At 44.0% G+C, this 14,839-nt stretch carries 11 protein-coding genes; 8 read left to right on the forward strand and 3 right to left on the reverse strand.

Features of this window, described 5'->3' with window-relative positions; translation table 11 throughout:
- Positions 1 to 58: 58 nt before the first annotated feature.
- The 4 genes from H70737_RS11470 to H70737_RS11485 all read left to right on the forward strand — a co-directional run bounded on the left by H70737_RS11470 (position 59) and on the right by H70737_RS11485 (position 5,836).
- Positions 59 to 1,945 carry a glucose PTS transporter subunit IIA gene (locus tag H70737_RS11470; protein ID WP_042187319.1) on the forward strand — a complete coding sequence of 629 codons (1,887 nt, stop codon included), beginning with the start codon at positions 59 to 61 and terminating at the stop codon, positions 1,943 to 1,945.
- Complete coding sequence (gene ptsP, locus H70737_RS11475) at positions 1,942 to 3,711, forward strand: phosphoenolpyruvate--protein phosphotransferase (RefSeq protein WP_042187321.1); 1,770 nt, start codon at positions 1,942 to 1,944, stop codon at positions 3,709 to 3,711. Before H70737_RS11470 ends, ptsP begins: the two co-directional genes overlap by 4 nt.
- Before the next feature lie 174 nt (positions 3,712 to 3,885).
- Entirely contained in the window at positions 3,886 to 4,416 is a 531-nt protein-coding gene (locus H70737_RS11480) for a sigma-70 family RNA polymerase sigma factor (RefSeq protein ID WP_042187324.1), read from the forward strand.
- Positions 4,409 to 5,836: a hypothetical protein gene (locus H70737_RS11485; RefSeq protein ID WP_042187326.1), complete on the forward strand. Its 1,428-nt coding sequence runs from the start codon at positions 4,409 to 4,411 to the stop codon at positions 5,834 to 5,836. The genes H70737_RS11480 and H70737_RS11485 overlap by 8 nt, the downstream gene beginning before the upstream one ends.
- A 99-nt stretch (positions 5,837 to 5,935) precedes the next feature.
- On the opposite strand, the gene H70737_RS11490 is transcribed toward H70737_RS11485, so the two are convergent.
- Positions 5,936 to 6,460, reverse strand: a complete 525-nt coding sequence (locus H70737_RS11490; RefSeq protein WP_042126813.1) for a type 1 glutamine amidotransferase domain-containing protein — start codon at positions 6,458 to 6,460, stop codon at positions 5,936 to 5,938.
- A 207-nt stretch (positions 6,461 to 6,667) separates the two neighbouring features.
- On the opposite strand from H70737_RS11490, the gene H70737_RS11495 reads away from it, so the two are divergent.
- The 3 genes from H70737_RS11495 (at position 6,668) to H70737_RS11505 (ending at position 9,180) form a co-directional block, all read left to right on the forward strand.
- Positions 6,668 to 7,120, forward strand: coding sequence for a hypothetical protein (locus H70737_RS11495; RefSeq protein WP_042187328.1), 453 nt, complete (start codon positions 6,668 to 6,670; stop codon positions 7,118 to 7,120).
- Positions 7,121 to 7,384: 264 nt separating this feature from the next.
- Positions 7,385 to 8,395 (forward strand): catabolite control protein A, encoded by a 1,011-nt coding sequence (gene ccpA / locus H70737_RS11500; protein ID WP_042187330.1) that lies wholly within the window; start codon positions 7,385 to 7,387, stop codon positions 8,393 to 8,395.
- Between the two features lie 89 nt (positions 8,396 to 8,484).
- On the forward strand, positions 8,485 to 9,180 hold the full coding sequence (locus tag H70737_RS11505; protein WP_081951093.1) for a 5'-methylthioadenosine/adenosylhomocysteine nucleosidase: 696 nt from the start codon (positions 8,485 to 8,487) through the stop codon (positions 9,178 to 9,180).
- A gap of 7 nt (positions 9,181 to 9,187) precedes the next feature.
- Here H70737_RS11505 and H70737_RS11510 read toward each other — a convergent pair whose 3' ends face one another.
- On the reverse strand, positions 9,188 to 9,820 hold the full coding sequence (locus tag H70737_RS11510; RefSeq protein ID WP_042187332.1) for a GNAT family N-acetyltransferase: 633 nt from the start codon (positions 9,818 to 9,820) through the stop codon (positions 9,188 to 9,190).
- A 160-nt stretch (positions 9,821 to 9,980) separates the two neighbouring features.
- Between H70737_RS11510 and acsA the strand changes: the two genes are divergently transcribed.
- Positions 9,981 to 11,705: an acetate--CoA ligase gene (gene acsA, locus H70737_RS11515; RefSeq protein WP_042187334.1), complete on the forward strand. Its 1,725-nt coding sequence runs from the start codon at positions 9,981 to 9,983 to the stop codon at positions 11,703 to 11,705.
- 82 nt (positions 11,706 to 11,787) lie between these two features.
- Here the strand turns inward: acsA and H70737_RS11520 are convergent, their stop codons facing one another.
- A complete protein-coding gene (locus H70737_RS11520) occupies positions 11,788 to 14,700 on the reverse strand; it encodes a transglycosylase domain-containing protein (protein WP_042187336.1) in 2,913 nt (970 codons plus the stop codon).
- Positions 14,701 to 14,839: the final 139 nt, after the last annotated feature.

Genomic DNA, 14,839 nt, shown 5'->3' on the forward strand with positions numbered 1-14,839 from the left:
TTGACAAAAACCCCCGCAGCGCTTACCATTCAATATAGAAAGAAAGGAGAGGGTAGCCTTGAATTGGCTCGGATCATTGCAGCAATTGGGCAGAGCCATAATGCTTCCTACCATGGTACTGCCGGCGGCAGCCATTTTGCTTAGTTTGGGCAGCTTACCTTGGTCTGCATGGGGACTTTCTTCGGTATCCGAAGTGGCTACATACGCTGGGCAGGGAATCTTTTATTTTATGCCTTATTTGTTCGCTGTGGGTGTAGCATGGGGATTATCCAATCAAGCTGGAACGGCGGGTCTTGCAGCATTGGCTGGAATGTTCACTTACGACCGGATTGTTACCCATATGGGAGACGGGCTTGTACAACCTGCAACACTTATCGGAATTTTGCTGGGTATAGTTGCCGGTATCGCTCAAAACCGGTTCAAAAATATCAAGCTTCCAGAGGCGATACAGTTTTTTGGAGGTTCGCGTTTTGTTTTGCTGTTCATGGGATTGTTTTCGGCTGGCTTTGCATGGGTGATGTTAGGGATCTCTCCACTGCTGCAAAGAGGACTGGATGATCTTTTTCAAGGAATATTGCAGACAGGCGGCTTTGGCGTATTTATTTATGGAGTGCTATATAGAGTACTAACAGCCTTCGGTCTTCACCATATTCTCAACAATGTGTTTTGGTTTCAGTTTGGAAATTTCACAACTCCTGATGGTAGCACTGTCGTTCAGGGGGATTTGCCACGTTTTTTTGCAGGCGATCCTACGGCGGGGATTTTTATGGCAGGTTTGTTTCCGATTATGATGTTCGCACTGCCAGCCATTGCTTTTGCAATTATTCAGGAAGCGCGCGAGGACTTGAAGCCTAAGATTAAAAAGACTTTTGTGCGGGCGGCTCTGGTCTGTTTTCTAACCGGGGTTTCGGAGCAGATTGAATTTGCGTTTTTGTTTGCTTCTCCCTACTTATTTGCGGTACATACAGTAATGTCCGGTCTTGCTATGGTGATTACCTACATGTTGGGGATTCATCATGGGTTCTCCTATTCCGCAGGGGCTATTGATTTCTTTTTGAATATGCATCTGTCCCAGAGGGCTTGGTTGTTAATTCCGATCGGTATAGCTTATGGGATTGTATATTATAACTTGTTCCGCTGGGCGATTCGCCGTTTTCAGATCCCGACACCAGGGCGTGAAGAAGGTTCGGAACTCGGTGATTGGGCAGGAAACATCCCTTATCAGGCACCATTGATCTTGGAGGCGCTTGGTGGTAAGGAGAATATCGTACAAGTACAATCCTGTATCACTCGTTTGAGGCTTACCGTCCATAATGATCGATTTATAGATACCGGGGCGCTCAAAGGTCTTGGCTCTGCTGGGATTATCAAGCTCGGTGGCGGGAATGTCCAGGTAGTATTTGGTACGTATTCAGAGCTGATCCGCGAGGAGATTAATAAGCTAATGCTTCGTGATTTGCCTCAGGTATTGTTCAGTTCTCCGATGCAGGGTAGAATGATGCCCATTGAGGAAGTGCCGGATCACATCTTTGCAGCGAAGCTGGTGGGTGATGGAGTTGCATTTTTGCCGGAAAAAGGGGAGCTGACTTCGCCTGTATTCGGGAAGGTTATGCACGTCTATCCTACAATGCATGCCGTTGGTATTGCTACGCCGGAAGGGCTGGAGGTACTTATGCATATAGGGATCGACACTTCGCAGCTTAAAGGGCCATTTGAGGCGGTTGTAAAAGAAGGCGACAGCGTGGAACCAGGTCAATTGCTTGTTAAATTCGACCTCGCTTATTTGCGTGAGCATGCAGCTTCACTGGCTACACCAATGGTGATTACGAATCCTGATCGAGTAAAATCATGGAGCTATGCTCCATTTAAAAATGTTAAAAAGGGGCAATCTTCAGTAATGTCCGTAGTCTTACATGAAAGTAACGTTGGAGGGATAGAAGGATGATACAAGGCATAGGCGCAGCAGCAGGTGTAGCTATCGGGAAGGCCTTTGTCTTACCGAACTGGGAGTGGAGCTTACCAGACACACAAGTGAACCCAGTGGATCTAGCTAAGGAGTTTGAGCGTTTATACGAAGGTATCCGTACCTCTAAGGACGAGATTGAATTCATCAAAAAAGAATTCAGAGAAGTAGTCGGTCCGGAGGAATCCAGCATTTTTGATGCTCATCTGGCGATTTTGGATGATCCGGTGTTTATGAGCGAAATCCGGGGGATTATTGAACGCCAGTATAAGGCGGCGGAAGTGGCTGTTAAGGAAGCGATTGATCATTTTGTAGCGATGTTTGATCTGCTGGATGATGAATACATGAAGGAGCGGGCGGTGGATATCAAGGATGTCGGTAACCGTCTGTTAAAGCATCTTTTAGGTGCTCCTGAGGTCACGCTGCCATCGGATACACAGCCGTATATTCTCGTTGCGAAGGAGTTATCTCCTTCCCAGTTAGCTCACTTGAACCCAACTTATGTTCTAGGTATTGTTACTATGATGGGCGGTAAAACCTCACATTCTTCCATTATGGCTCGTGCACTGGGCATTCCGCTCGTGGCAGGTTTGGAGAATAATTTGTCTAACCCTATTCAGACCGGAGACATGCTCGTGATAGATGGAGACACGGGATCTGTGCAAATTCATCCTGATGAGGTAACGATCAATGAATATGTTTCTCTTCGGAATAAGCAGCATAAAAAGAAAGAACAACTGGAATTGCTTGCTACAGTCGATGCCGTCACTAAAGATGGCGTTAACCTGCGATTGGCCGGTAATATCAGCTCAGTCAAAGAACTGAATTTAGCGCTCAAGTATGGAGCCGAGGGTGTAGGTCTATTCCGTACAGAGTTTCTTTACATGGATCGCAGTTCTTTTCCAACTGAGGATGAACAATTTGAAGTGTACAAACAGGTTGTCGAGAAGGTAGGCAGTAATATGGTTGTGATCCGTTCGCTGGATATAGGCGGGGACAAGCATCTGGATTACTTCCAGCTACCAGAAGAACAGAATCCGTTCCTTGGCTATCGTGCCATTCGAATCAGCTTGAATCGACAAGATATGTTCAAAACTCAGCTAACCGCCATTTTGCGGGCGAGCGCATACGGGAATGTAAAGCTAATGTTCCCTATGATATCTTCCGTAGAAGAAGTACAAGCAGCAAAAGCTGTACTGGAAGAAGTGAAGGCTGAACTGGAGCTACGGGGCATACCGTTTAATCGGAATATTCCAGTCGGTATTATGATTGAAGTTCCAGCTGCGGTTATGATTGCGGATTTACTGGCGGAGGAAGTTGACTTTTTCAGTATCGGTACGAACGATTTGGTGCAATATGTACTAGCCGTAGATCGTATGAATGAACAAATTGCGCATATGTATCATCCATATCATCCAGCGGTTCTGCGAATGATCCGTATGACTGTAGAAGCAGCCCGTAATGCAAAAATAGATATAAGTGTATGTGGTGAAATGGCGGCAGATGAGCGTTCTTTACCACTTTGGCTGGAGTTAGGGATTAGTGATCTTAGCATGTCGCCACAGGCACTGCTGAAGGTTAAACACCGTACCCTGAATACACTGGCTATAGACGCTACAAGGGTTGCCAAAGCTTGCTTCCATCATCGTACAAGCTCGGAGACAGAAGAAATCCTAAGTGCTTATGCTCAGAAAAGCGGTATTACGCTTGGAACGAGCGTGGAAACAAAGGAGAAAGCTTCTTCATAGTTATCAAGCGCTCCATCATCAAGTCCACATCAAGGTTCGGCATTCTTGCTGGGCCTTTTTCTTTTGTATTTTATAAAAAAACAAAACCGTTTGCGCTTCGGCGCAGTCTATACATAGAGCGAGTTGCACAGGAATGATTTATGCGTGAAAGCAAGGGGGGAGGACAAAACAAGCATGGAACACATTATTAATGACGAAATGGAAATAGTCGCTACGGATGAAGACATATTTTATGAGCTGGTAGCTGAACAGAAAAGAAAGCTATACAGCATTGCGTATAGCTATTTACGAAACGAAGCGGATTCGTTGGAAGTTCTACAGGAGGCAACCTGCCGTGCATGGATTAAACGTAAAAGCTTAAAAGACTCCGAGAGATTTGCTCCATGGCTAACACGTATTCTGATCAATTGCTGTAACGATGAGTTGAAGCGCAGAAAGAGGAACGCTGTCACAGAAGCTGCTCGAAGTGATGTAGGGATCATGGAGATGAAAAGCGACCGCAGATTAGACATGGAACAGGCGTTGGAAGGGGTAAAGCCGAAGTATCGCCAGGTGCTTGTACTCAAATATTACAAGGATATGACCCTTGCAGAAATTGCAGAGGTACTGGATAAACCGGAGGGCACCGTGAAGACATGGCTCAATAAAGGTCTGAAACAGCTGCGTGTCAGAATGAAACGGAAGGGGGATCTATTTTATGGCTGAGTCTGAAGAAAAGCTGCTTAACGATTATTTTCAGAGAATTGATGTCGAGGCTGAGGAGATCCCGGATGTTAAGCTGGATGCCGCGATTCGCAAGGGGATGCAGCAAGGTAGCCACAAAAGATTCTCTTTTAGAAAAAGATACGCTGTTGTTGCGTTGGCGGTCCTAGCCATCGCTTTATTAATTATTGTACCTTGGGCACATCAGATGGCCAATCCTGTTCGTGCGCAGTTACCACCAAAAAGCTGGGGTCAGCTTGAAGTGTTTAGACCCATTGTTGCTGATAATCTGACGATTAAATCAGCACTTGATGCAGGTATACTGAAGGAGGTAAATATCTCCTCTCCTGAGATGGATGGGATACAGTGGACGGTTAACGGAATCATGGCAGATCATAGAGGTATTGCTGTGCTTTATACAATCCAGAATAATACAGATCAGAAGATGCAAATGATAGGCCTGTCATTGAAAAAAAATCAAAAGAATAATTACGACCTCACCGGATATAGCGGGTTTAGCAATTCTAATGCACAAGAGGCAGGTTCACCTGGGACGACCCGCATGTTAGAACAAATCGTCTGGGATAAATATCGAGATGATCTGACAGATGAGTTGAATATTACATTATCTCTATATCCAGAATCTAAGGACCCTTCTAGCTCGAGCATGGATATTAAAAAGCTAAGTGTTAAAATTCCGCTGGAAGACGATAACAACTATTTTAAGGGAGAGATTGTTGATCTGAAGGATAGTCTGTCTATTGGTGGACAGAAAATCAAAATGGATAATATCTATATTGGACCTACGGGTATTTACATGCGGGAAACCTTTGACAAAGAGAATAAAATGAGGATTTTTAATATAATTTCACCTAAGCTGGTTATCGGGAAAGGGGAGCATCAAGAGGAGTTAATGAGGGTAAGTGGTGCTTCTTCAGTAGTAGGGGGCTTGAAAACTTATATTTTCAACAATGACAATATGAGACCTGCTGAACCAATCAAACTAGAAGTTGAAGGAATCTCCGCTCTAGATCAATCAAAGGTCGAGCTCGTGATTGACACGGAAACACAGCAGATTCTAAAGGCACCGGATAACAATCTAACGATTTCAAAGCGGATGGAGAACGAAGAGCAGGGAATTCTGGTTATGGATTACTTTATTCCTAAAGATGATATGGAGGCGTTTGCTGATAGCGGTTTTGCATTGGACGATAATTTTGTGGATAGCACTGGTAGTGGGCATTGGTTAGGATGGGTTAAAGATGGCTACTCAGGATATAAAGAGTTTAATGAAGATAGCAGGGGAACTACAGTAACCTTTTTCTTTAACGTAGGGAAGGAAAAGCTCCCCCAACCCTTGACTTTCAAATTTAATTCTTATCCAACCTTATTCAAGGAGAAGGCTTCCCTTCGGATTAAGTAATGAACTCTGATGTAGAGCGAATCAAATCACAAGCCCTGTTCCTCAAAAAGTGAGAAACAGGGCTTGTTTATTTTTTAACCAATATATTTATACAGTACCCTACTCCCCTGCTAACGCATCACAAAAAGCTTTGCCATAGGGCGGCAGATCTGGCGGGCGACGAGCAGAAATAATATGTCCATCCGTAACCACAGCTTCATCTTTCCATATCGCTCCGGCATTCTCCATATCATCACGGATGCCGGGAGTGGAGGTGACGGTTACACCTTCCAGAATTTTAGCGGAAATTAATACCCAGCCTGCGTGGCAGATCTGCCCAATAGGTTTCTTAGCTGCATTGAAATCCTGTACTAGTTTTAGTACGGCACTGTATCTACGGATTTTATCAGGAGCCCAGCCGCCAGGAACTAAAATCCCGTCATAATCTGCGGCATTAAGATCGTCCCAGGAGTACTCCGCTTTTGCTGGCACACCATATTTGCCGATGTATGTTTTATCTTTTTCCAAACCTGCCAAGTGAACCTCAGCGCCTTCTTCTCTAACTCGGTACACGGGATACCAGAGCTCCAAATCTTCAAATTCATCGTCTACGAGTGCTATGACCTTTTTTCCAGCTAGTCTCATTTTGTTAAAGCTCCTTTCGTATCACATGATCCTTCATATTCTATCAAATTTAAAATACGAAGTCATCTGAAGGGTTGTAAATTATAGACGAATTGCCAATTTAATCATTATATGCAATTAAGGAGGGTTTTAATCGAGGGAGGTCGAATATAGAAATTGAAAAGTCATACTTTGTACTTAATTCATTTCTTGCAAGAGGTGTAGAAGATGTATACAGATAACTTAATGGAGAAGTTGTGCAGCTGCGGTGGCCTCATGAACTTACATATGCATTCATTGATTTTTAATACGAGGGTGAAGATTACACATGTCCCTGTCTATACTTGTCCGAAATGTACTAGTTATGAGCCCTTGTCGTTTATTAAAGCAGATCTAGGAAAGCTAGTGAAAGAATTGAACGCGGATGTGCCAAGACAAGATTTTTCGTTTACTCAAAGAAATGAATTAGCTAGTGTCCTAAAAGAAGCTTTGACAGAGGTTGTTGTCGGAGGATTTCAAGAATTAGAGTTGGCTATCCGAGAGACAATTCAGGCTAGAGTGGATATGTTACTTGATCTATACCGACTAGCTGAGGGGCTTAAAGACCAGAATTGGATGGAAGAAACTAGTCGAAGACTGTCTCAATTAACGTTCCAAACGACTAAAAACGCAAATTATTAAAACATTCTGTGAAAATAATGAAAAACTTTCACGGAATGTTGGATTTTTCACTCACTTTTTGTTACGATAGATAGAAGTTACATTATTGTGCTCGTGAATAGGGAAACCTACACTAGTCAAAAATTGTAATTAGGGGTTACGTCTTCAGCCTTGAAAGAAATTTTGAAAGGAAAATGAAGCGTTATCATTGCACAATTGTACAAAGTGTCGTATCATATTTTTAATTAGTCGAACGATAAAATTTATCGCAATGGAGAGAGTAATTTGACGGTAACCATTTACGATGTAGCTCGAGAAGCAGGCGTATCTATGGCTACGGTATCACGGGTTGTGAACAATAACCCTAACGTGAAACCGCAGACCCGGAAGAAAGTTTTTGAAGCGATTGAGCGTTTGGGATATCGTCCCAATGCCGTGGCGAGAGGACTTGCCAGTAAGAAAACGACAACCGTTGGGGTTGTCATCCCTGATATTTCAAACTCGATTTTTGCAGAAATTGCACGCGGGATTGAAGATATCGCGAACATGTATCATTACAATATTATATTGTGTAACGCGGATAAGCGTAAAGAAAAGGAAATCCGTGTCATCAATACCCTTTTGGAGAAACAGGTCGATGGTCTGCTCTTCATGGGTGGTACGGTAACCGAAGAACATATTCAAGCTTTCCAGACTTCTGCAGTTCCGATTGTCCTATGTGCTACACGGGATGAGAAGGGAACTTATCCTTCCGTTGACATCGATCATGAAACCGCTGCTTTTGATGCAGTGAATACTTTGATTCGTCACGGTCACCGAGAAATCGCAATGATCAGTGGTACACTCCAGGATCCTGCGAATGGATATGCACGTTTCCATGGTTATAAGAAGGCACTTGAACAGGCTGGAATCGAGTATCAAGAAGACTTGGTACGTATCGGTAACTACCGCTATGAATCTGGTGTCGAAGCCATGAAGTATTTCCTTGGACTCAAGAAGAAGCCAACCGCTATTTTTGCCGCAACCGACGAGATGGCTATTGGTGCAATTCACAGTATTCAGGATGAAGGCCTGAAGGTACCGGATGACTTCTCCATTATTAGTGTGGATAACATCCGTATGGCTTCGATGGTTCGTCCATTGTTGACAACTGTAGCCCAGCCTATGTATGACCTAGGTGCGGTAGCAATGAGACTTTTGACGAAACTCATGAAGAAAGAGACGGTTGAGAATCCGCGGGTTATCTTGCCTCATGAAACGATTCTCCGCCTGTCTGTTAATCATCTGAATAAGTAATTTAAGAACTAAACAGTATTTCCGTAAAAAGCTCCTTTTGGAGCTTTTTATGTTTTTTACAGAGTAAATCATCAGAGGAGGCGGTATCTTTGCCTGAAATAATCGGATTAATTGGTGCGATGGATGAAGAGATTAAGCTATTACTAGAAAGGATGGAGAATAAGGAGACGAAGGTCAAGGCAGGAATTCATTATTACATAGGAAATATATTAGGAAAGTCTGTAGTGCTCTGTAAATCTGGGGTAGGTAAAGTAAATGCAGCAGTTACGACACAAATTCTAATTGATTCCTTTGGTGTGTCTCGTGTGTTGTTTACTGGGGTTGCTGGGGCTGTGCACCCTGAATTGAATATTGGAGATATTGTAATATCATCTACTTGTGTTCAGCATGATATGGATGCTACAGCACTTGGCTTTTCAAAAGGTGAAATACCTTATCAGGATAATTCTGTCTTTCAGGCAGACCCTTCATTGGTACTCCTTGCTGAGAGGGCGTGTAACGAGTTAGGCCAAAAGTACTTGGTCGGCAAAGTACTTTCAGGTGATCAATTCATTTCTAATGCGAAGATTGTAGCCAAATTAAGAGAGGAATTGGACGGAGCGTGCGTGGAGATGGAAGGGGCGGCGGTTGCACAAGTGTGTGTGATGAACGCCACTCCCTTTGTTATTATTCGTTCGATGTCTGATAAGTCTGACGGGTCAGCAAATGTGAGTTTTAAGGAGTTCACGGTGGAAGCCTCAGGGCGCTCACATTCTATATTAGAATATATGCTGCAGCATCTTTAATACTCGTTTAGTACATGAAGCGCTGTCTAAAGCGTACCCTGTCGAAAGTCTCCTGTGAGGACATAGGTACCTCTTGTCCAATACGAACCATTAGGCAGTTTGCTGGATGTGAACAGATTTCAGGATCATCCGTAGCATACCAAACCATATTTACAGTTTTCATTAGCCGCTCCATCATTTGACGATAAGCCCACACATCAAGCCCACTCCCTTTTAAATCCCAGTGCCAATAATACTCTGTTGTAAAGACGATACAATTCTCCAATTGCTCTTGCTCAAAAGCAGTGGAAATCAGCAGCCGGCCTAGTCCGGCTCCCCTATAATCATTACTCACCTCAATAGCTCCAAGCTCAATTAGATCCATCATTCCACCCTGTGACCAAAGCTCCATTTCATCCGGATAATGAAAGGTTACATAGCCTATTATAGTGCCATCCTCTACAGCTGTAATTATACGTCCTTCTGGCAGGCTAGCAATCTCTATGAGAGCTTCTTGCTGTTCAATCGGCTTGCGGAAGGCATCAAGATCATGATGCATGTGAAGGGCTTTAAGGTCCTCTGGAGATCGGGGGCCACTTATTGTTATTGTTCTACCTGTATATGAAAGCGTATGGGAAACAGGGATTTTACGATGCTCCATAGCCGTGCTCCTTTCGGATGATAAAATATGGAATGTAAACGTTTGCTATGTTATACTAATTCAGACATAAAAAATTCACATTCATTGCATTGACATCATTATCTAAGAGAAGAGTCTTACCCTTAAAGCTTAAATCAAACGAGTGAGGGAGGCAAGAGTGATGGGTCAAGTCCATAGCGAAATTTTGCCTGGCCGTGTGCAGAGCTCCAATATGTCTGATTACACCCAGGCAGTAGCCAATTTTAAGTGGGAGGATGTTGAACGTAACTTCTCATGGTATGACACTGGAAAGGTTAATATGGCACATGAAGCAGTGGATCGCCACGTTCAAGAAGGACGGGGAGCGGCAACGGCCCTGCTCTACAGTGATGCGGTGCGGGATGAATCCTATACATTTGCCGATCTGCAGGAACGGTCGAATCGGTTCGGAAATGTATTGCGTAAATATGGTATCGGTAAGGGAGATCGGGTATTTATTTTTATGCCTCGTCAACCGGAACTATATTTTAGTTTACTAGGTATTCTGAAGATTGGGGCAATAGCGGGCCCTCTGTTCGAAGCCTTTATGGAGACAGCAGTTAAGGACCGGCTGGAAGATAGTGGTGCGGTTGCTTTGGTTACTACACCTGAACTACTTCATCGTGTGAAGCGTGATGAGCTTCCGAATTTGCGTCATATTTTTCTAGTAGGCGGTACCACTGATATCGAGCAAGGTAACTTAGGTTTCACTGAGGAGATGGATAACGCGTCTTCTGAGCTCGAATTGGAATGGCTTGACCTGGACGATGGCCTTATCATGCATTATACATCTGGTTCTACAGGAAAACCTAAGGGCGTTTATCATGTGCAAAGAGCAATGATTCAACATTATTATACAGGTAGAGTGGTGCTGGATCTACGTCCAGATGATATTTACTGGTGTACAGCTGATCCAGGCTGGGTGACAGGAACATCTTACGGAATATTTTCTCCCTGGTTAAATGGAATAACGAATGTCGTGAGAGGGGGACGCTTTAGTCCTCAGGATTGGTATAAGACGATTGAACGAAATAAGGTTAGTATTTGGTACAGTGCACCTACAGCATTTCGTATGTTGATGGGGGCAGGAGAGAGTTCAATTCAGGGAATTGATTTGAGCAGCCTGCGCCATGTCCTGTCTGTTGGAGAACCGTTAAATCCTGAAGTCGTGCGATGGGGAGATAAGTTCTACAACCAGCGCATTCATGATACCTGGTGGATGACAGAGACGGGAGCGCAACTGATCTGTAATTATCCTGGAATGGATATCAAACCAGGTTCTATGGGCCGTCCGTTGCCAGGCATTGAAGCAGCGATTTTAGATGATCGAGGCAATGTTCTCCCACCATTCTCAATGGGGAATCTTGCAATACGGACTCCTTGGCCATCCATGATGAATTCGATCTGGAACAATAAGGCGAAGTATGAGGAGTATTTCCGCATTCCTGGTTGGTACATTTCTGGTGATTCTGCTTATATGGATGATGATGGATATTTCTGGTTTCAAGGACGGATTGACGACGTTATCAACTCTTCTGGTGAGCGTATAGGACCTTTTGAAGTGGAGAGTAAATTGGTAGAGCATCCTGCTGTGGCAGAAGCGGGTGTAATTGGTAAACCAGACCTGGTGCGTGGGGAAATTATCAAGGCTTTCATTTCGCTGAGAGAAGGCTATACTCCTACAGCTGCTCTCAAAGAGGAGATCGCGGCATTTGTTAAAGCCGGACTGTCTGCGCATGCTGCGCCGAGAGAGATCGAATTTAAGGATAAACTTCCTAAGACACGATCAGGTAAAATCATGCGGCGTGTATTAAAGGCTTGGGAGCTTCATCTCCCAACTGGCGATTTATCAACGATAGAAGATTAGAATGGATCATAAAAAACACCGTTCCCTAATGAATTTAAGGGAACGGTGTTTTGTTGTGTGAAGTTATTCTTCGGACTACCGGTTAATGGTTTCCAGTCGTATTGCCGGCTGTACCACTATTACTGTTTCCGTTACTGCTACCTTCGCCAGATGGCGTTGAAGTAGGCGTAGGTAGAATGGTTCCAGGAATCTCGATATCCTCTCCTGGTGTACTTTCAGAGCCTGTAGGAGGCGTTGTCTCCGGTTGCTGATCCGGAGTTGGTGTTGCTTCCGGAGTTGGTGTAGTGCCTCCAGCAACGCTGCCAGAAGCTGTCTCATTACCTGCGACATCAACAGCACTGACATAGAATGTTGCATTAGCACTCGCAGGCGTTCCTGGCGAGAATACCTTGCTCTCGTCAGCCATAATTACAGCTTGCTTCTGGAAAGACCCGCCGTTTAAAGAACGGTATAAGCGGTACCCTACTACATCTGGAGAGCCGCTTGGGGAGAAGCTGATCACAGCTTTTCCAGTGCTATATGAGACACTAACATTCCCAGGAGCAGAAGGGGAAGCACCATCGTCCACACGTGGATCGACTTCAGTAGGGAAATCTGTCTTAGCATCGGCTGGCATATAATACTCCAGCGATTTATGCTCCTTCATCTTAGGGAAGGCTGCCAAGAGCTCCTTAACTAATTCCTGGATCGGCTTTTCACGTTTAACGACGATTTTTTCTTTCAGGAAATCCTCCGGTGTACCTTCGAGTGGGATATAGTTGACGCCATTGTAAGTAATATACTTGGCTTTGGAAATCCCATCGTCGCTCTCTTTAGGTACATATTTCGTATTGAAAAGATCCGTTGTAAATTTGTCAGTTAGAGCCGTTGGCAGCTTACCGCTGTACGCGGAAACTGTCTTTTTGGTAATTCCTTCAGGTTGTGTGAATTTGTCTGTAACGAATAAGTCTGGCTGCTTATCAATAACAGCATTCATGACTTTAGCCCATAAGGTCTGTGCTTGTCGTTTTTGTGTATCTCCTGTAAGGGTATTAATTTGTTCCTTATAACCAACCCACATGCCAAGTGTGACATCAGGGGTGTAGCCCATGAACCAGACATCGCCATAGTTCTGAGTGGAGCCAGTCTTACCTACAATCGGAACGTCTTTAAAGTGTTTATAATCTCTTCTTACTGTGCTTGCAGTACCTTCTGTGATTACTGTACGCAGCATATCGGTCATTAGATAAGCAGTTTGCTCAGAGAATACTTGTTCAGGGTTAACCTTGTGCTGATAAACGATCTTGCCTTCCGAATCCACAATCTTCTCAATCATATAAGCATCATTAAATGCTCCCTTATTGCCAATGGCGGAATAGGCATTGGTTAATTCCTCAACGGATGTACCGTATCGAAGACCACCTATAACCCCAGTCTGCGCTCTGTAATCATCTTCGGTGAGTGTAGTGATCCCTAGCTTTTTAGTAAAGGCCCAAGCATCCTCTATTCCGACCTTCTCGTTAAAAAGTTTAAGCGCCGGTAGGTTGAGGGATTTATTAAGTGCATAGCGAGCCGTAACTAAACCCTGATAGCGATTGTTAGCATTTTTAGGGATATGGAAGCCTTTCCCGCCATCCTTCAAAATGATTGGAGCATCATCTAAGATTCCAGCAGGTTGAATTAGTCCTGCATCTAAGGCAGGTAAGTATGCTGAAATCGGCTTCATCGTTGAGCCGGGTTGCCGGACCATTTGGGTTGCGTAGTTCATTTGCTCGATATTAAAATCGCGGCCCTCAATCATACCGAGAATGGCTCCGGTCTTGTTGTTGATCAAAATGCCCGCCGTCTGTTCAACACCTTTTGTTTTGCTGTCCTTGGTGAAATTACTACTATCTTCGGAAATACTGTGCATTGCACTGTATACTTTCTTATCAATCGTGGTATAGACTCGGTAACCGCCGGTCATTAACTGTTGTCTTGCTTCCTCAAGAAGTACGGCATTATCACTAGAGCTATTGGTATCAGCTGTACTGTTATTCTTTTCATTTAGTGACAAAAGAATCTCAGATGCTTTACGCTCCGTCTCCATCATTAGGTATGGATATGTAGCATAGGCTTTCTTAGTGTGAGGAGCGAGAGAGCTTTTAATATCAAACTTGAGTGCTTCATCATATTGGGAGGTAGTGATCTTGTTCTCCTCTAGCATACGACGAAGTACAAGCTGTTGACGATCCATAGCTCTATTGAACGCCTTTGCGTTGAATTCTCCAACGCCATTGAATGCTGAATAAGCGGATGGGAGCTGTGGAAGACCGGCCAAATACGCCGCTTGGGCAATATTCAACTTGTCTAGATCATCCAGACCGAATATACCTTTGGATGCAGCTTTAATCCCAAATACGTTATAGCCATTCGAGCCATTTCCGAACGGAACCTTGTTCAGATAAGCCGTTAAAATCTCTTGCTTGGTCAAGAAGCGCTCTAGTCTAAGTGAAAGTAGAATTTCTTTTGCTTTACGATCTTCTGTTCGATCCAGATTGAGGAATACACGTCTTGCGAGCTGTTGAGTAAGTGTACTGCCTCCGGTCTGAACGGATTCATTTAATATCTTTTGTTTGACGGCACGTAAGGTGCCTTTGAAATCCACGCCATTATGCTCATTGAAATTATTGTCCTCTATCGCGAGAACTGCATCAATAATAATCTGGGGGATGTCGTTGTATTGAATGAGCCTTCGATCTTCTTCTGTACGAAGCTGGCCGATCGGTGCGCCATCACGGAAGTATGCGAATCCGGTGATCGCATTTTGTCCTACTTGCTGTTGAATCATTTCCTCAGAGCGAACAGGTTCATCTTTCACCATGGAAGTGACGTATCCTGCTGCTGCACCACCGACGAACAGAATGCCTATTATGCCAAGAATAAACATCCACTTAACTACAGAACCGAACCTGCTAAGCCCAGATCTGCGGGGTGAAGGCTTCTTTACGTTTTTTTTCTTGTTCTCTTGAACCATCGACGATAATTCCTCCTTTTAACGGAATTATTATAGCACAAATTGGCGGTTTTGAATGCAGTCGGAGTGTTCATTACCTATTAGAATAACAAAAAGCCTCCGGATAAATCCGGAGGCTTTGGTCATACTCGCTATAAGC

This window comes from Paenibacillus sp. FSL H7-0737 (assembly GCF_000758545.1).
GTDB lineage: Bacteria > Bacillota > Bacilli > Paenibacillales > Paenibacillaceae > Paenibacillus_AQ.